The organism is Citrobacter sp. VF227 (genome assembly GCF_052950715.1).
The window spans coordinates 123,584-140,370 of record NZ_JBRFVF010000006.1 but is presented as its reverse complement, the minus strand read 5'-3'; the positions used below and the strand labels follow the sequence as shown (position 1 = coordinate 140,370).

Below are 16,787 nucleotides of genomic sequence, written 5' to 3'. Positions count from 1 at the left end.
TCGTGTACTGGTACAGTGCAGCACATTGAGATGTAGTCACAATATAAATGACTGGAGAGATGGCTAAATGGCAACACTAACCACCACCCAAACGTCACCTTCGCTGCTCGGCGGCGTGGTGATTATCGGCGGCACCATTATTGGCGCGGGGATGTTTTCTCTGCCAGTGGTCATGTCCGGGGCGTGGTTTTTCTGGTCAATGGCGGCGCTGATCTTCACCTGGTTCTGTATGCTGCATTCCGGACTGATGATCCTCGAAGCGAACCTTAATTACCGCATTGGTTCCAGCTTTGACACCATCACGAAAGATCTGCTGGGCAAAGGTTGGAACGTGGTGAACGGCATCTCGATCGCCTTCGTTCTCTATATCCTGACCTACGCCTATATTTCGGCGAGCGGCTCGATTCTGCATCACACTTTCTCCGAGATGTCGCTGAATGTTCCGGCGCGCGCGGCGGGTCTTGGCTTTGCACTGCTGGTGGCATTTGTGGTGTGGTTAAGCACCAAAGCGGTTAGCCGCATGACGGCGATTGTGCTGGGCGCGAAGGTGATTACCTTTTTCCTGACCTTTGGTAGTCTGCTGGGGCATGTTACGCCCACTACGCTGTTTAATGTGGCACAAAGCAATGCTTCGTATACACCGTACCTGCTGATGACGCTGCCGTTTTGCCTGGCCTCATTTGGTTATCACGGTAACGTCCCTAGCCTGATGAAGTACTACGGCAAAGATCCGAAGACCATTGTGAAATGTCTGGTGTATGGCACGCTGCTGGCGCTGGTGCTGTATACTGTATGGTTGCTGGGAACGATGGGTAATATTCCACGTCCGGAGTTTATCGGTATTGCGCAGCAGGGCGGTAACATTGATGTGTTGGTACAGGCGCTGAGCGGCGTACTGAACAGCCGCAGCCTTGATCTACTGTTAGTGGTGTTCTCTAACTTTGCAGTGGCGAGTTCATTCCTTGGCGTTACGCTCGGTCTGTTTGACTACCTGGCGGATCTGTTTGGCTTTGATGACTCGGCGATGGGGCGTTTTAAAACGGCATTGCTGACGTTTGTCCCGCCAATTGTGGGTGGCTTGCTGTGGCCGAACGGTTTCCTGTACGCCATTGGGTATGCAGGACTCGCGGCAACCATCTGGGCCGCCATTGTACCGGCGCTGCTGGCACGTAAATCCCGTGAGCGTTTCGGTAGCCCGAAATTCCGCGTCTGGGGCGGCAAGCCGATGATTGCGCTAATCCTGGTATTTGGTATCGGCAACGCGATTATCCATATTCTGTCGAGCGTGGATCTGTTACCGGTCTATCAGTAATCTCTTTTTTTCACCCTCTCCCTACCGGGAGAGGGCAACAACTTACCCAGCCAATTCTTCTTTCAACTGCATCGCCAAATCAAACGAATGTAGCCGTGCCTGATGATCGAAAATCTGGCCGTTAACCATAATTTCATCAGCCTGGGTTTCGCGTAAAATGGCATCGAGGCCGTGACGGACTTTCGCCTTATCGCCGACGAGCGACATGCTCAGCGCCTGTTGTACGCCATATTGCTCAGAAGCGGACCACAGCTGATGCATATTCTCTACCGGCGGCGGTAGCTGGCCAGTTTCGCCACGACGTAGTTTCACAAACGCTTGCTGCATTGAGGTGAAAAGAAATTCGGCATCGCGATTGCTGTCGGCGGCAATGATGTTGATGCACACCATCGCGTACGGTTTTGCCAGCCGCGCTGAGGGTTTGAATTGGGTGCGGTACAGATGCAGCGCCTGATGCAGCATATCCGGAGCAAAGTGCGAGGCGAAGGCAAACGGCAGGCCGAGCTGGGCTGCCAACTGTGCGCTGTACAGGCTGGAGCCTAATAACCAGACCGGGATCTGCTCGCCGTAGCCGGGAACCGGACGCACATGAGGGTTAGGATCGCGGGCGTCGAACCAGTCCAACAGTTCAGCTACGTCGCGTGGGAAGTTATCGATATCACCACTCATATGGCGGCGCAGTGCGTGCATCGTTGGCTGATCGCTCCCCGGCGCGCGGCCAAGCCCAAGATCGATGCGTCCCGGATACAGCGTATTCAAGGTACCGAACTGCTCGGCGATCACCAGCGGCGAATGATTAGGCAGCATAACACCGCCGGAACCAAGATGCAGCGTGGTGGTATTGGCTGCCAGATAGCCAATCAGCACTGAAGTTGCGGCGCTGGCGATGCCGGTCATGTTGTGATGCTCTGCCAGCCAGTAGCGGTGGTAGCCGCGCTTTTCGGCCAATCGGGCGAGATCAAGCGAGTGCGTGAAGGCCTCTTTCGCCGAAGAACCTTCAGGGATCGGCGCCAGATCCAACACCGAGAACGGAATAGTTTTGTCAGTCATAACGGCTCACTTTGTTACCGGTTAATCTTTTAATACTGCATTAAAATTTGATTACCGTTGTTAACAAAGTGAGCTTTTTTACGCCTGCAGCTCCAGACCCGCCAGTCGCTTCCAGTAGCCGTTGCAGTCACTGTGGGCGGCAAGCGGTAATGGGGCCGCGCCATTTTCATTGGCGCGGAACGCATCAAGCATGGCGAACGTTTCGCTGCCTGAGGGCGACAGACGCACAATATCAACCAGACCCTGCATTGATGTCAGCTCGTTGCCGAGGTTGTAAACATAACCGCTCATGGTCTGGATCCCGTTGAGCACAAAGACCTGCTGATTCTCCTGCGACAGCACATCGCGTCCGTTCGGGTATTTGATGCAGCAGGTTTCACATTCGTCTTTTGGACGATCTTCAGAGCGTGCGGTAAAGCAGCGGGCGGAGTACGCCAGTGGCAGATGCCCGTAGCTCAGTACCTCGACTTCAAATTGATTGCGAATGCCCAGCTCATCACACTGGCTGAGCAGGTTCACCAGCCAGTCACGGGATAACTCTACCGGCATACACCAGCGCACCATGCCCTGATTGAGCAGCAAACGCAGGGTTACCGCGTTATAACAGTTGAGCGCATGCCCAGCGACAAACGGCAGCTTACGCTCGGCGCACATGTTTACTACGCCGAGATCGCTGGCTTCCAGCAGGAAGTCGCCGTTTTCAACATAGCGCTTCAGCTCTCCCAGCTCAGAGGAGGCTTGCACCAGCGCCAGCGTCGACAGCACCACCTGTTTACCGCTGCCAGCGAGTGATTTCGCCATATCCAGCCAGTCGCCCACTTTGGTGGCGCGGCGTTTACTGCATACCGCTTCGCCAAGGTAGATAATGTCGGCCTGGCTTACGGCGGCCTGCTGATAAAAGTCTTCCAGCGTTTCTTTCGGCCAGTACCATAGCACTGGCCCTAAGGAATATTTCATTGCTTCTCTCACTGCCATTTACGGTGATAGGCGCCAAGCGTGGTTTGCGTGCCTTCGGACATTGAACCGAGCGTTTCCATCCACGCGCCCTGCGGGGCGTAGTTTTGCGGGTCGGCCATACAGCGGTCGATTGCCTGACGCCACACTTTCGCTACCTGACTGACATAGGCCGGGCTACGCTGACGCCCTTCGATTTTTACCGAAGCAATATTGGCCGCCAGCAGTTCCGGCAGCAGTTCCAGCGTATTCAGGCTGGTGGGTTCTTCCAGCGCATGGTAGCGCTCGCCATCAACCAGATAGCGGCCTTTACACAGCGTCGGATAACCGGCGTTTTCTCCGTCCTGATAGCGATCGATCAGCACTTCATTGAGGCGGGATTCCAGCCCTTGTTGGGTCTGCTGCCAGCGAACAAAACGAGCAGGAGAGCAGGCACCAACCGTGTTTGGAGATTCGCCTGTCAGATAGGACGAAAGATAGCAACGGCCTTCCGCCATAATGCACAGGCTGCCAAAGGCGAACACTTCCAGGGGAACTGGTGTGACGCGAGCGAGCTGCTTCACCTGATGAATAGACAGCACGCGCGGCAGCACCACGCGGGCAACGTCAAAGTTGCGATGGTAGAAATTAATCGCCTCTTCATTGGTTGCAGATGCCTGAACAGAGACATGGCGCTCAATATGCGGGTAGCGCTCTGCGGCATACTCAAGCATAGCGAGGTCGGCGAGGATCAGCGCATCTGCACCCAGTTGCGCCGCCATATCCACGGCACGTTGCCAGCGCGCGTAACCATCCGGATGCGCAAAGGTGTTAATCGCGATGTGCAGCTTACGGCGGTGCTGATGGACAAAATTCACCGCTTCCTGCAATTTTTTCTCGGTAAAATTAAGGCCGGCGAAATGACGGGCATTGGTATCATCTTTCAGCCCGATGTAGACAGCATCAGCGCCGTTCTCGATGGCCGCCTTAAGCGCCGGGAGGTTTCCGGCAGGGCAGAGCAGCTCCATAATTTATCCTGAACGTTGCGCCATGTAGGGCGCAGAAATGTTAACGAAGAGGGATTTTAGTTAACCTTGATGAGACAATTTTTGATTTAAGGCAGTTAAAGTCGTATTGGTGACACCAATAAAGAGGTAACAATTTCGTAGCGAATTGTTGATTTATGCCGCTATGTCGTTTATTTGATATGGCAAAATAGCAGGACTATTGAAACAGGGAGTAAAGCTCGTGTTGGATAAACTGCGTTCACGCTTAGTACATTTTGGTCCTTCTTTGATGAGTGTACCGGTTAAACTGACGCCCTTTGCGCTGAAGCGCCAGGTTCTGGAACAGGTCCTGAGCTGGCAGTTTAGTCAGGCGCTGGCCGATGGGGAGCTGGAGTTTCTCGACGGTCGCTGGCTGAGCATTCATGTGCGTGACATCGGCCTTAAATGGTATACCTCTGTTCAAAACGATAAACTGATCGTCAGCCAGAATGCAGATGCGGATGTCAGTTTTAGCGCGGATGCCAGCGATCTTCTGATGATCGCGGCACGTAAGCAGGATCCGGATACGCTGTTCTTCCAGCGTCGCCTGGTGATTGAAGGTGATACAGAATTAGGGCTGTATGTAAAAAATCTGATGGACGCCATCGAACTGGAGCAGATGCCTAAGGCGCTGCGCATCATGCTGATGCAGTTGGCGGATTTTGTTGAGGCGGGAATGAAAACAACGCCAGAAACCAAACAGACTTCGGTAGGTGAGCCATGCTGATTCGAGTTGAAATTCCCATTGATGCCCCTGGTATTGATGCGTTGCTGCGCCGTTCGTTTGAGAGCGATGCGGAAGCGAAACTAGTACACGACCTGCGTGAAGACGGGTTCTTAACGCTGGGTTTGGTTGCTACCGATGACGAAGGTCAGGTCGTGGGTTACGTCGCGTTCAGCCCTGTCGATGTCCAGGGCGAAGATCTGCAATGGGTCGGCATGGCGCCGCTGGCCGTGGATGAAAACTACCGTGGGCAGGGCCTGGCGCGTCAGCTGGTCTATGAAGGGCTTGATTCCCTGAACGAGTTTGGCTACGCCGCGGTGGTTACGCTGGGCGATCCGGCACTGTACAGCCGCTTTGGCTTTGAGCTGGCTGCGCATCACGATCTGCATTGCCGTTGGCCGGGCACTGAAAGCGCATTCCAGGTTCATCGCCTGGCGGATGACGCGCTGGAAGGCGTGACGGGCCTTGTGGAATACCACGACCACTTCAATCGTTTTTAAGCTCCGGGGTTTGCAGGCTGCTCAGTAGCGCCTCAAGCCCTTCGCCGTCTACAAGGCGCTCTTTCTGCCGCTTGGTGAGCTGTTTGACGCGATACTCTATGCGCAGAGCCAGCGAACGGTCGCCGATCTGCGCCGCAAATGCCAACGTGAGTTCCCCCTTTCCGCGTAGTGCCTTCGCACCTTTCCCACTTTGATGCTGCTTATAGCGGCGCTGCACATCGGTGGTTATACCGGTGTATAAGGCGTTGTCTGCAGTACGGATCAGGTACAGATACCAGGGTGTCATTGTCACCATCGACGTGATAATTTTCAGGCCTACAGTATAAAAGAGAACAGAAATGGAAACACTGACTGCGGTGACCCGCTGGCTGGCAAAGCAGCATGTCGTGACCTGGTGCGTTCATCATGAAGGTGAATTGTGGTGCGCCAATGCGTTTTACCTGTTTGATGCGCAAAAGATGGCATTCTATGTGCTGACCGAAGATAAAACGCGCCATGCGCAAATGTCCGGGCCGCGCGCGCCGATTGCCGGCACGGTAAATGGTCAGCCCAAAACGGTCGCCCTGATTCGTGGCGTGCAGTTTAAGGGGGAGATTCGCCGTCTTGAAGGGCAGGAGAGTGACACCGCGCGTAACGCCTACAACCGCCGTTTCCCCGTCGCCAGAATGTTGCCAGCGCCCGTGTGGGAGATTCGACTGGATGAAGTCAAATTCACGGACAACACACTGGGCTTCGGTAAAAAGATGCACTGGCTACGTGATCTATAGTTAAAAGAGTGATTGAAGCGTCAGGGGAAAATAAACGATGAGCCAGGTGTTAATAACCGGTGCAACGGGTCTGGTGGGTGGACATTTATTGCGTATGTTGCTGAATGAACCTCGGGTCAATGCCATTACGGCGCCGACGCGTCGACCGCTGGCTGATACGGCTGGCATCTATAATCCCCACGATCCGCAGCTAACCGATGCTCTGGCGCAGGTTACCGATCCGGTCGATCTCGTCTTTTGTTGTCTGGGAACGACCCGACGTGAAGCGGGCAGCAAAGAGGCATTTATCCACGCTGACTATACGCTGGTAGTGGATACGGCCCTGACGGGGCGTCGGCTGGGGGCCCAGCACATGTTGGTGGTGAGTTCGATGGGCGCTAATGCCAATTCGCCCTTTTTTTATAACCGGGTGAAAGGTGAAATGGAGCAGGCGCTGATTGCGCAGAATTGGCCGCGACTGACGATTGCCCGGCCTTCTATGCTTCTGGGGGATCGGGATAAACAGCGGGCGAATGAAATGTTTTTAGCGCCATTATTTCGGTTGCTGCCGGGTAACTGGAAGTCGATTGAAGCGCGTGATGTGGCGCGGGCTATGCTGGCAGAGGCGCTGGCACCAGGACCGGAAGGTGTTACTATACTGACCTCTTCCGGGCTGCGCGAACGGGCTAAATAAAATGCCGGATAACGTGCTCTGACGTCGTCATCCGGCATCTGTCATCATCTTACTTAATAAAGGTGAAGGCCGTCGTGACGCGTTTCACGCCGCTTACCCGGCTGGCGATGTCCGCCGCCGCCTTCGCTTCGCGCTCGGTCACCAGACCCAGCAGGAAGACTTCCCCATTTTCGGTCGTGACTTTCACGTTAGTGGATTTCACCTGATCGCTGGTCAGCAATTGTGAACGTACTTTGGTGGTGATCCAGGTATCGTTGGACGCATCGCCCAGGCCGATTGGCTGGCCTTGACGGATCTCATTAAAGACCTCTGTCGTACCCTCTACGCCCATCGCAATCTGTTTTGCCCGCGCAGACAGTTCGCTATTTGGCGACTGACCGACCAGTAGCACTTTACCCTGATACGCGCTCACGTTAATTCGCGTTTCTTTCTTGATCTGGGCATCTTTCGACAACGCCGTATTGACGCGTAACTCCAGGGTTCCATCATCTACCTGGGTGCCGACACTACGAGGGTCCGTCGCGGCTTTGGTGCCGACAGCAGCAGTTCCGACAACGGCAGCAGCGACACAGCCTTGCAGCAGCAGTGCAGCGATAATCACAGCAAGCGGCGAAAATGCCTTCATGTGTACTCCTTAATCATCCTGGTGAGGGAAAAGCGTGTTGTCGATGAGATCGCAAAGGCAGTTGACCGTCAGCATGTGCATTTCCTGAACGCGGGCGCTATGGTGTGAGGGGATACGGATTTCGACATCCTGCGGCCCCAGTAACCCGGCCAGCTCCCCTCCGTCATACCCGGTCAGCGCGACAATTGTCATGTCGCGTGTCACGGCGGCTTCAACGGCTTTTACGATATCGCGGCTATTACCACGCGTAGAGATTGCCAGCAGAACATCACCTGCATGTCCCAGCGCACGGACTTGTTTTGCATAAACTTCATCGTGCAGGCGATCGTTGGCAATCGCAGTTAAGACCACATTATCAGTATTTAGTGCAATCGCAGGTAAACTTGGGCGCTCTGTTTCAAAACGATTGATCATGCTGGCAGCAAAATGCTGTGCGTTGGCAGCGGACGTCCCATTACCACAACAGAGAATTTTGTTGCCATTGAGCAGGGACTGAACCAGCGTCATGGCTGCACGGGAGATCGCATCCGGAAGTGCTTCAGCCGCAGCTATCTGAGTTTGAATGCTTTCAGTAAAGCAGACTTTAATTCTATCTAACACGCTAATCCTTAAGAACCAGGCTCTGAATCTTCAACTATGAGCGGTCGTTGAACGCGTCCTTAAACCACTCAACATCATTTCCGGTGAAGGCTAACACATCGAACCGGCAATCCACAGTATCAAAACTCCCATTGTGGCGTGCAAGCCACAAGCGGGCGGTCTGTAATAATTTGTGTTGTTTGCTCCGGGTCACACTCGCCGCTGCGCCGCCAAACTGGGCCGAGCGCCGATAGCGGACTTCAACAAAGACGGTGGTGTTGCCTTCACGCATTATCAGGTCGATTTCGCCGCCACGTTCACGTACGTTAGCGGCGATAAAATGCAGTCCCTTGCTCTGAAGCCAGTCACGCGCGGTGGATTCCCACGCGTCACCGGTCTGTTTACTCGTTAACTGGCGGGGACGACTTGTCCTTGCTGGTATTTGAGCCATGATAACTTCCTGTTAATCACACAATCCTGCGTTGCGGTTAAGGCCCCGGTGTTGCCGTTAATTTCGAAACCCTGTACCTGACGCATTTGCGAGAAGTGGTTGGCAAGTGACCAGGCATCGACGCCCATCGCGTACATACGCGCCAATGAGTAGTCATTACGCACTGCGCCAAGCGCTTGCTGCATGAGAGGCGCGTTAGCCCCTGCCAGCATCGGTATTTCGCTGTACTGCAAGCCTTCCATCTCCAGGCGGAAATCCGGGCCGGCAGTTCCCTGCGCGCTACGGGAGCTGGCGTACAGCGTTGCTCCGCTCTGGCTGCCGTTGCGCATAGCGATCATCGGCTTAATAAAGGCAATTTCTTCTGGCGTTGCCAGAATATACACGGCATCAACACGACCGCTGCCGCCGGTGATCTGCGCATCGGTTGGCGCAGCCGGAATCGTCAGGCCGCCAATCGTCACGCCAGGTTGCGCAGGCACAGAGGAAGCCACCGGGCTGCCCGTCAGGGAAATCCCCGAGCCGCCGTTGACGCCCATTTTCAGCTCGGCGGTGGAGCCGAACTTCTGTTGCAATACCACGCCGCCGCCCAGTTTTTGCCATTCCTGAGCAAAGGCATTGGCAACGCGATCGCCTAACGAACTGCGTGGGATCAACAGCAGCGGCGTTTGTTTGCCCTGGTCGTGGATGTGACGCGCGGCGTCGCGCGCTTCATCTTCTGGCGACAAAGCGAAGTAGCAGACGTTCGGCAGGTTTTTCACCGACTCCGGCTGATTAAGCGCCAGCACGTTTAATGGCGTGTTGCTTTTCATCAGCTCTTCAACATTGTTTTTCAACAGCGGACCAACCACGATGCTGGCGCCATCCTGTTGAACCTGAGTCAGGATCTGGTTCAGAGGCTGTGATGAGGTGTCGTAGATTTTCAGCTCTGCAGATGGATTCGCCGGTGCGCTGGCGGTTGTTGGCTGAGCGGGTGCTGTGGGCTGCGCAGCAGGTGTTTCTGGCTGTGCTGGCGTCTCATTAGTCAGGTCGCTGACAGACGCCTGAGAAGGGCTGGCAACACCGTCAGTCGTTTGCGGCTGCTCCACAGTTGTCGCAGCTGTTGTATCCTCAGCAGGCGCAGCTACAGCAGGGATCGCTACGGGTTGAGTACCCATATTTTTCGCCGCTTCAAAGCCTTGCTGAATAGTCCGGCCAAATACAGCGGCCTGACCGTTCAGCGGCAGCAGCAGTGCAATTTTGCTGGTGGAGGCGGGCTTAAAGCTCTGCACGTTAACCAACTGCGTTGGCAGCATTTTTGCGCCAGGGTTTTGCGGATAGCGTTTCTGCCAGTCAGCAATACCGGCTTTCATCATGTCCGGATCGTTACGGTTATCGAACCAGACGCGCTGGAGATCCAGCCAGCCTTGCAGCACGTTTTCATCCGCATTGATAACCAGCGCCTGCGCTTGCTCCTGGGTCATGGATGACAGCGCCTGCCAGGTGGCGTCGATGTTTTTCTGCTTAGCATTCGCGGCCAGCAGCGGTTCCTGGGCGATGAGGGCGCGCAATAGCGTCAACGATGGGCGACCCTGGTTGACGTCGATTTGCGCCTGCCAGTATCTGGCCTGCTGGTTTTGATCGAAATCGGCAGGAGTAAGTTCATCCAGCAGGGCCTGAGCGCCAGCGATATCTTTCTGTGCGAGCTTGATTTCGACGGCCAGCAGAGACTGCTCACGACGCTGAGTATCGCTGAGTTTCTGCGGTAGCTGGTTGAACAGCTCGATAGCCTGCTGGCTCTTGCCTTCTTTCAGCAGTGCACGAATGGCGAGTAATTGCCAGTTGGTCTTGCTATCATCTGAGCTTTGCTGCATTTGTTGCAGATAAAAGCCGGAATCAGCCTGCGCAGTGCCCTGCATATGGGCTGCACTCTGGTCTGGCGCCTGGGTGCCACAGCCTGCGAAAATCAGTGCTGCCAGAATGACTGGTAGCGCGCGTGCGGCTTTCAAACGAGAAAATGTTGAGGGTACCATACTGTATCCAGTGATATTTTTTTACTCAATGCTCAATATTAAATCGGCAATACGGACGACACAATGAAACAACACGAATCGGCGGATAATTCTCAAGGCCAACTCTTTATTGTACCTACTCCTATAGGAAATTTGGCTGATATTACCCAACGAGCGCTCGAAGTTTTACAAGCCGTTGATTTGATTGCCGCTGAAGATACCCGTCATACAGGGTTATTGTTACAACACTTCGCGATTAACGCTCGTTTGTTTGCATTACACGATCACAATGAGCAACAAAAAGCGGAAACGCTGGTGGCGAAACTCAAAGAAGGGCAAAACATTGCGCTGGTTTCCGATGCCGGAACGCCGCTGATTAACGATCCTGGTTACCATCTGGTGCGCACCTGTCGCGAAGCGGGGATCCGCGTAGTACCTCTGCCGGGCCCTTGCGCAGCGATTGCGGCACTGAGCGCTGCCGGTCTGCCTTCAGACCGCTTTTGCTATGAAGGTTTTCTGCCTGCCAAATCGAAAGGGCGTCGTGATGCGATGAAAGCCATTGAGGCTGAACCACGTACGCTTATTTTTTATGAATCCACTCACCGTTTACTGGATAGCCTGGAAGATATGGTCGCCGTCTGGGGCGAATCCCGCTACGTGGTGCTGGCGCGCGAACTGACGAAAACCTGGGAAACCATTCACGGTGCGCCGGTCGGCGAGCTGCTGGCGTGGGTCAAGGAAGATGAAAACCGTCGCAAAGGTGAAATGGTGCTAATTGTTGAAGGGCATAAAGCGCAAGAAGACGATCTACCTGCTGATGCGCTGCGAACTCTGGCGTTGCTGCAGGCCGAATTGCCGCTGAAAAAGGCCGCCGCGCTGGCCGCTGAAATCCACGGCGTGAAAAAGAATGCGCTGTATAAGCACGCGCTGGAACAGCAGGTAGAGTAAGAGCGTCTGGATTGATCGCCAGTTTGTTGGAAGAAATGTCGGAAGAACGCGCTGAAAGCGTTGCAGCTAAAAGGCAAACTGCAACGCGTTGGCGCGACGAAACAGGGATGTGGCGGGTCTGTAAATTTTATTTATCAGGATCGGTGGAATTAAGCAGATAACGTTAGTTATCTGCTGGGGTTATTAATAACTTTTTTGCATCCGTTCTATTGCTTGTTCCAGCCAATATCGCTGTGTGCCAAAGTTAATTCTGATAAAGCGTTCACCATCCTGAACATAGTGGCTGCCATCTTCAATAATTACGCTAGCGCGATGGGCAAAATGGTTGACGACCTCGGTCGCCGTTTTGCCACCGCTGCTCACGTCTATCCATGCCAAATAAGAGGACTCGGGCGTCATCATCTTCCAGTCTGGGAAATGTGTATGAATTGCGTCGGCGAGGTAGTGGGAGTTGCCCCGCAAATAGCCATTCAGCGCATCCAGCCAGGGTAGCCCATGCTGGTAGGCCAGAATAATCCCCCAAACTCCAAACATATTAGGGGACGTGATGGAGTTCCTTTCCAACTGCTGGCGAAAGCGCTGGCGCAGGCGGCTATCCGGAATGATGGAATACGAGGTTTTCAGTCCGCCGAGGTTAAACGCTTTATTGGGTGAGGTGAGTAGGATCAGGTTATCCTGCGCCGTTGCACCCGGAGCCAGGCAACTGGTAAATTCCCCTTCAAGAAGGTGCTCGGCGTGAACCTCATCGACGACCAGAATCACGCCATAGCGTTGACAGAGCTCGGATACCTGGTGTATTTCAGCCTGTGTCCAAATTCTTCCCGATGGATTATGCGGCGAGCAAAATAACCACAGCTTAGGCCTGTGAGTTTTCAGCTGTGATTCAACCAGCGAAAAATCCAACTGATAGCGGTTATCCGTGGCCTGCAGCGGATTTGCCAGTACTGTAACTCCCTGTCGTTGCGTTGCCATGGCGAAAGGATCATAGACTGGCGTATTCATCATGACGCTGTCGCCCGGTAGGCAAAAGGCTTGCACGAGATAATGCAAGGTAGAAACGGTGCCGTAGGTGAGCGTTATCCAGTCGCGTTCAACGTTGACATGGTGGCGTTCACGCTGAAAGTCCACCACAGCGTCGTAAAACTGGTCGAAACAGTAGGTGTAGCCAAATGTTCCGTGGCTCACGATCTGCTGAAATCCGTCAATTACCGCCGGCGGTGAGGTAAAATCCATATCGGCGATCCATAAGGGGATGAAGTCCTCTTGTACCCGGCCAAAACGTGAACATACAAACTGATGATCCCACTTGCGGCATTTATCACTTTTCCGCTCAATGATATTATCGAAATCGAACATGTCCAACCCCTATTTAAATTAAGGCTTCAATGCCTGTCTTGACGCTTTGTACCTGCGGTCCGATGATCACCTGCACGCTGTGTGCGTCGAGAACGACGACCGAAAGTGCTCCGGCGCTTTTCAGCGTTTGTTGATCGACCTTGCTCATATCTTTGACTACAAGGCGTAGACGGGTAATGCAGTTATCCAGTGAATCAATATTTTCCTTACCGCCAAGTGCGTTCAATATTACGCCATGATCGTATTTCGATTTCCCGCGTGCTTTTGTATTAGAAGCAACGGCTTGCGCAGCGCCGTCGGTAGAATCTTCACGTCCCGGTGTTTTAATATCGTGTTTGAGTATGTACCAACGGAAAACCAAGAAATAAACAGTAAACCAAACGATACCAACCGGGAATAATAGATACCATTTCGTTGATGTGCCTTGCATCACGCCGAAAATAAGAAGATCTAGAATCCCGCCGTCAGTATTACCTATTGTTACCCCCAGGATTGCCATTACCATGAGTGCTAAACCAGACATAACGATATGGAAAGCATACAGTGCAGGTGCAATAAACAGAAATAAGAATTCAATCGGTTCAGAGATACCGGTAATAACCGAAACTAACACGCCAGAAAGCAATAGCCCTTTGATAATAGGGCGATTCTCAGGCTTTGCTGTACGATAAATAGCATAAGCTACAGCCGGAAGACCGAAAATAAAGGTCGGCATAAAACCCTGAGATAAAAATGCGGTTACGTGAGGGCTAAATGGTAGGCCAGCTTTTAGCTCGGCGTAGAAGATATTCAACGCGCCTGCAATTTCATGACCATTCACGATTTCTGTACCACCTGCGGGTGTGAAGCGAACCATCGCCAACAATATATGGTGCAGGCCGAAAGGTTTGAGCAGCAGTACACCGACTCCGTAGAGGAAGGGACCAAAGACGCTGGTACTTTGAATGATATGGCCGATTCCGGCGATGCCCATCGCTACGTAGGTCCAGAGCAACGGGATAGCAAGGCCGACAAGTGACAGGGTCAGGGAGGTAATAATAGGCACAAAGCGGATGCCACTAAAAAATGCAAAGGCATCATGTAACACCGTATCCTGAAATCGTTCATGTAGGAAGTAGGTAATTACGCCAGCAATGATGCCGCCCAAAACCCCCATCTCTAGCGTCTGTATACCCAAAACAACGGATTGCCCAACCTGTTTCATGGTTGCTGTATCCGCGAGTTGATGTGTCACTGTCAGATAATAATTGATGCTCATGTTCATCAGCATATAACCGATAAAGCCAGAATAAGCACCTACAGCCTTATTTCTTTTAGCCATACCTAATGGAATAGCTATAGCAAACATTACAGGTAAATAGGTAAATGCGAAACCACCTACCATAGCAATAAAACCAAAAGTTAATTGCGTTAGTTCCCCTCCAAGAAATGGAAAACTTTTTATAGTAGAGGGGCTGGTAATTGAACTCCCGACACCCAATAACAATCCCATAAATGCTAATAGCGATACGGGAAACATAAATGTTTTGCCAAGACTTTGGAAAAATTCCCATATCCGTGACTTAAACGACTTTTCCTGTGTCATGTAGAGTACTCCATTATTTTTATCAGTATAGTCATGAAGGTCATGAATATCTCATCATGACCTTTATAAATTGAGAGGTAAGTAGTAATTAATTTATTATTTATCTTGACCAATAATATATATTAACAATTTAATGTAGTTAGCAACTTTTCATATGAGCCACACACATTGATTTTGCTGCGCACCACTTCTTTCATTGCATCCATACCGACCCGCATGTAGTAGCGCGGATCGTTGCCCTGCGGATTTTCTGCAAACCATGCTTTGACCGCGTCGGCAAAGGCAATTTTCAGCTCAGTGGCGACGTTAACTTTGCACACGCCAAGCTCAATCGTACGGCGAACATATTCGTCAGGGACATCGCTTGCGCCATGCAGCACCAGCGGAATATCCACCACTTCACGAATTTCACCCAGGCGCTGGAAATCGATTTTAGGCGTTTTGGTGTACAGGCCGTGCGCAGTGCCGATGGCAACGGCAAGGCTATCAACGCCGGTACGCTCAACAAACCGTTTGGCTTCTAGTGGGTCGGTGAGGAAGGCGCTTTCGGCATCCACGCTCATGTCATCTTCAACACCACCGAGGCGACCTAACTCTGCTTCCACGCTGCAATCTTTGGCATGGCAAAAATCGACGACGGATTTCACCAGCTTTACGTTTTCCTCAAACGGGAAGTGGCTACCGTCGATCATTGCGCTACGAACGCCAGCATTCACTTTGTGTCGGATATCGTCCAGAGACTCATGATGATCGAGATGTAACGCCAGCGGCATGTCGTAGCTGGTGGAATAAGCGCTGCACAACGCATAGATCTCTTCCAGTGCAATATGCTTAAAGGTGCCTGGCGTTCCGGCGAGGATCACTGGCGATCGCATTTCATGGCACACCTCAAGGATTGCCTGGATCGTCTCGGCGTTGTGGATGTTGAAGGCGGGGACGGCGTAGCCCTTTTTTTGCGCATCCAGCAGAAGGTATTTTGTGGAAATAATGCTCATAAAACGATCCTCTTAGGCGTTCCAGGGGTGAATAACAACGCCCTGTACAACACGGTTCACTGTGCCACTGGCTGAAGGTGTATCCGGCGTATTACCGATATTGATGGATTGCGTCAAAGCAAAGACCTGGGCGTAGATCAGGAAGCAGAACGCCAATTCCATATCAATGAAAGAGCGTGCTGGCGGCAGCAAAATATGTGGACCCGCTTCAATCACTTCATGGGTTTGTGCGGAAATTGCGACCACCCGCAGTGCCTGCCGATCGCGGCGTAACTCTGCTAGCAAATCGAGGTCGTATTGACGTGTATAGGGATGACTGGAAACAAAGACTACGATCAGCGTTTCGTTATCAACCAGCGACTTTGGACCGTGACGAAAGCCGGTCGGGGAATCGTAGAATGCGGCCAGTTTACCCGCTGTCAGTTCCAGGACTTTCAGTGCCGATTCTCGGGCAGCTCCCTGTAATCCACCGCTACCGAGATAGACGATCCGTTTCCAGGGCTCATTGCCAAACACACCGTCGCTGAAATCGCCCAGTGAAGTCAGGATCGCCTGGCACCGATCGGCCACATCACTGAAGGTCTGACTGTTGATTTTCTCCGGGGCGAATACTGCCAGACAGCTGGCCATCATGGTGGTAATGCTGCTGGTCATGGCGAAACCACGGTCATGTGTTTCAGCAGGCATTAACAGAGCAAAAGCGTTGTCGCTTGCGACTGCGTTTTGATACAGGCTACCTGCTTCGTTGCAGGTAATTGGCAGGTGATAGCACTCAGGTACAAACTGATTAGCCAGCTCCACTGCCGCAACGCTTTCCGGGCTGTTACCTGAGCGAGCGAAAGAGACTAGCAACAGCGGATGCGAGGGATTCAGATAATCCATCGGATTGGTGACCAGGTCAGTGGTCGGAACAGCGCTGATGTTTTTTCCGGTATAGCTTGCCAGCCAGGGGGCAATGATGTCGCCAATGAATGCTGAGGTTCCTGCCCCGGTCAGTACGATCCGCAGATCGTTTTTGCGCAGCAATGGCGCGAGAAAGTTGTCAATGGCAGATCGAATGTTGTCGATATTCGTGAGGGATCGGATCCAACTGGCTGGCTGTTGACGGATCTCTTCTTCGGTCCAGGTGCCTGTTACCGCAGTAACAGAGGTATAGGTTTCTGGCATAACTTAAGTCCTTAGTCTCGTAAATTCCACATAAGACGCTGGCGAAAATGTCGCTATCTTTCGTTTCGTTTCACTTGTTCATCTTGTC

General features: G+C 52.7%; 18 protein-coding genes. 6 read left to right on the top strand and 12 right to left on the bottom strand.

Translation table 11 applies throughout. The annotated features are described in order from the left end of the window. Nucleotides 1-67 precede the first annotated feature (67 nt). Complete coding sequence (mtr, locus tag ACU8YC_RS18410; RefSeq protein ID WP_151217852.1) at nt 68-1,312, top strand: tryptophan permease; 1,245 nt, start codon at nt 68-70, stop codon at nt 1,310-1,312. 42 nt (nt 1,313-1,354) lie between these two features. Here mtr and ACU8YC_RS18405 read toward each other — a convergent pair whose 3' ends face one another. From ACU8YC_RS18405 to ubiU, 3 genes are all read right to left on the bottom strand, one after another. Then, the gene (locus ACU8YC_RS18405) at nt 1,355-2,362 is read right to left on the bottom strand and encodes a luciferase-like monooxygenase (protein WP_446895637.1); all 1,008 of its coding nucleotides are present in this window, start codon (nt 2,360-2,362) and stop codon (nt 1,355-1,357) included. Between the two features lie 78 nt (nt 2,363-2,440). Continuing rightward, complete coding sequence (locus ACU8YC_RS18400; RefSeq protein ID WP_414237122.1) at nt 2,441-3,319, bottom strand: U32 family peptidase; 879 nt, start codon at nt 3,317-3,319, stop codon at nt 2,441-2,443. Nucleotides 3,320-3,327: 8 nt separating this feature from the next. Then, a complete protein-coding gene (gene ubiU, locus ACU8YC_RS18395; protein WP_187260111.1) occupies nt 3,328-4,323 on the bottom strand; it encodes a ubiquinone anaerobic biosynthesis protein UbiU in 996 nt (331 codons plus the stop codon). Between the two features lie 220 nt (nt 4,324-4,543). Here ubiU and ubiT point away from each other — a divergent pair, with 220 nt between their 5' ends. Beyond that, complete coding sequence (ubiT, locus tag ACU8YC_RS18390) at nt 4,544-5,068, top strand: ubiquinone anaerobic biosynthesis accessory factor UbiT (RefSeq protein ID WP_151224408.1); 525 nt, start codon at nt 4,544-4,546, stop codon at nt 5,066-5,068. Further along, complete coding sequence (locus ACU8YC_RS18385) at nt 5,062-5,565, top strand: GNAT family N-acetyltransferase (protein ID WP_003844854.1); 504 nt, start codon at nt 5,062-5,064, stop codon at nt 5,563-5,565. The genes ubiT and ACU8YC_RS18385 overlap by 7 nt, the downstream gene beginning before the upstream one ends. Here the strand turns inward: ACU8YC_RS18385 and ACU8YC_RS18380 are convergent. Then, a complete protein-coding gene (locus tag ACU8YC_RS18380; protein ID WP_276577183.1) occupies nt 5,552-5,860 on the bottom strand; it encodes a GIY-YIG nuclease family protein in 309 nt (102 codons plus the stop codon). The two genes, ACU8YC_RS18385 and ACU8YC_RS18380, sit on opposite strands and share 14 nt — an antisense overlap. Before the next feature lie 43 nt (nt 5,861-5,903). On the opposite strand from ACU8YC_RS18380, the gene ACU8YC_RS18375 reads away from it, so the two are divergent. Next, nucleotides 5,904-6,332: a YhbP family protein gene (locus ACU8YC_RS18375; protein WP_151224406.1), complete on the top strand. Its 429-nt coding sequence runs from the start codon at nt 5,904-5,906 to the stop codon at nt 6,330-6,332. Nucleotides 6,333-6,369: 37 nt separating this feature from the next. Further along, on the top strand, nt 6,370-7,005 hold the full coding sequence (locus ACU8YC_RS18370) for an NAD(P)H-binding protein (RefSeq protein WP_446895636.1): 636 nt from the start codon (nt 6,370-6,372) through the stop codon (nt 7,003-7,005). Nucleotides 7,006-7,054: 49 nt separating this feature from the next. Here the strand turns inward: ACU8YC_RS18370 and dolP are convergent, their stop codons facing one another. The 4 genes from dolP to ACU8YC_RS18350 are packed head-to-tail and all read right to left on the bottom strand — an operon-like array spanning nt 7,055 to nt 10,669. After that, on the bottom strand, nt 7,055-7,630 hold the full coding sequence (gene dolP / locus ACU8YC_RS18365; protein WP_151224405.1) for a division/outer membrane stress-associated lipid-binding lipoprotein: 576 nt from the start codon (nt 7,628-7,630) through the stop codon (nt 7,055-7,057). Between the two features lie 9 nt (nt 7,631-7,639). Next, on the bottom strand, nt 7,640-8,230 hold the full coding sequence (diaA, locus tag ACU8YC_RS18360) for a DnaA initiator-associating protein DiaA (RefSeq protein ID WP_003024948.1): 591 nt from the start codon (nt 8,228-8,230) through the stop codon (nt 7,640-7,642). A 34-nt stretch (nt 8,231-8,264) separates the two neighbouring features. Next, nucleotides 8,265-8,660, bottom strand: a complete 396-nt coding sequence (locus tag ACU8YC_RS18355; protein ID WP_016157561.1) for a YraN family protein — start codon at nt 8,658-8,660, stop codon at nt 8,265-8,267. After that, on the bottom strand, nt 8,618-10,669 hold the full coding sequence (locus ACU8YC_RS18350) for a penicillin-binding protein activator (RefSeq protein WP_446895635.1): 2,052 nt from the start codon (nt 10,667-10,669) through the stop codon (nt 8,618-8,620). Before ACU8YC_RS18350 ends, ACU8YC_RS18355 begins: the two co-directional genes overlap by 43 nt. 63 nt (nt 10,670-10,732) lie before the next feature. Here ACU8YC_RS18350 and rsmI point away from each other — a divergent pair, with 63 nt between their 5' ends. Then, entirely contained in the window at nt 10,733-11,596 is an 864-nt protein-coding gene (gene rsmI, locus ACU8YC_RS18345) for a 16S rRNA (cytidine(1402)-2'-O)-methyltransferase (RefSeq protein ID WP_151217843.1), read from the top strand. A 183-nt stretch (nt 11,597-11,779) separates the two neighbouring features. On the opposite strand, the gene ACU8YC_RS18340 is transcribed toward rsmI, so the two are convergent. The 4 genes from ACU8YC_RS18340 to ACU8YC_RS18325 form a co-directional block, all read right to left on the bottom strand. Continuing rightward, a complete protein-coding gene (locus ACU8YC_RS18340; protein WP_252838718.1) occupies nt 11,780-12,952 on the bottom strand; it encodes a MalY/PatB family protein in 1,173 nt (390 codons plus the stop codon). Nucleotides 12,953-12,965: 13 nt separating this feature from the next. Continuing rightward, nucleotides 12,966-14,537 carry a maltose/glucose-specific PTS transporter subunit IIBC gene (malX, locus tag ACU8YC_RS18335; RefSeq protein ID WP_151217841.1) on the bottom strand — a complete coding sequence of 524 codons (1,572 nt, stop codon included), beginning with the start codon at nt 14,535-14,537 and terminating at the stop codon, nt 12,966-12,968. A 122-nt stretch (nt 14,538-14,659) separates the two neighbouring features. Beyond that, nucleotides 14,660-15,532 (bottom strand): tagatose-bisphosphate aldolase subunit KbaY, encoded by an 873-nt coding sequence (gene kbaY, locus ACU8YC_RS18330; RefSeq protein WP_252838719.1) that lies wholly within the window; start codon nt 15,530-15,532, stop codon nt 14,660-14,662. 12 nt (nt 15,533-15,544) lie between these two features. Then, complete coding sequence (locus ACU8YC_RS18325; RefSeq protein WP_151217840.1) at nt 15,545-16,699, bottom strand: AgaS family sugar isomerase; 1,155 nt, start codon at nt 16,697-16,699, stop codon at nt 15,545-15,547. Nucleotides 16,700-16,787 lie beyond the last annotated feature (88 nt).

Bases quoted from the DNA above. Each gene is read 5' to 3' on its own strand.
- mtr (WP_151217852.1), top strand. From the start codon at position 68: ATGGCAACACTAACCACCACCCAAACGTCACCTTCGCTGCTCGGCGGC.
- ACU8YC_RS18405 (WP_446895637.1), bottom strand. From the start codon at position 2,362: ATGACTGACAAAACTATTCCGTTCTCGGTGTTGGATCTGGCGCCGATC.
- ACU8YC_RS18400 (WP_414237122.1), bottom strand. From the start codon at position 3,319: ATGAAATATTCCTTAGGGCCAGTGCTATGGTACTGGCCGAAAGAAACG.
- ubiU (WP_187260111.1), bottom strand. From the start codon at position 4,323: ATGGAGCTGCTCTGCCCTGCCGGAAACCTCCCGGCGCTTAAGGCGGCC.
- ACU8YC_RS18385 (WP_003844854.1), top strand. From the start codon at position 5,062: ATGCTGATTCGAGTTGAAATTCCCATTGATGCCCCTGGTATTGATGCG.
- ACU8YC_RS18380 (WP_276577183.1), bottom strand. From the start codon at position 5,860: ATGGTGACAATGACACCCTGGTATCTGTACCTGATCCGTACTGCAGAC.
- ACU8YC_RS18375 (WP_151224406.1), top strand. From the start codon at position 5,904: ATGGAAACACTGACTGCGGTGACCCGCTGGCTGGCAAAGCAGCATGTC.
- ACU8YC_RS18370 (WP_446895636.1), top strand. From the start codon at position 6,370: ATGAGCCAGGTGTTAATAACCGGTGCAACGGGTCTGGTGGGTGGACAT.
- dolP (WP_151224405.1), bottom strand. From the start codon at position 7,630: ATGAAGGCATTTTCGCCGCTTGCTGTGATTATCGCTGCACTGCTGCTG.
- ACU8YC_RS18355 (WP_016157561.1), bottom strand. From the start codon at position 8,660: ATGGCTCAAATACCAGCAAGGACAAGTCGTCCCCGCCAGTTAACGAGT.
- ACU8YC_RS18350 (WP_446895635.1), bottom strand. From the start codon at position 10,669: ATGGTACCCTCAACATTTTCTCGTTTGAAAGCCGCACGCGCGCTACCA.
- rsmI (WP_151217843.1), top strand. From the start codon at position 10,733: ATGAAACAACACGAATCGGCGGATAATTCTCAAGGCCAACTCTTTATT.
- ACU8YC_RS18340 (WP_252838718.1), bottom strand. From the start codon at position 12,952: ATGTTCGATTTCGATAATATCATTGAGCGGAAAAGTGATAAATGCCGC.
- malX (WP_151217841.1), bottom strand. From the start codon at position 14,537: ATGACACAGGAAAAGTCGTTTAAGTCACGGATATGGGAATTTTTCCAA.
- kbaY (WP_252838719.1), bottom strand. From the start codon at position 15,532: ATGAGCATTATTTCCACAAAATACCTTCTGCTGGATGCGCAAAAAAAG.
- ACU8YC_RS18325 (WP_151217840.1), bottom strand. From the start codon at position 16,699: ATGCCAGAAACCTATACCTCTGTTACTGCGGTAACAGGCACCTGGACC.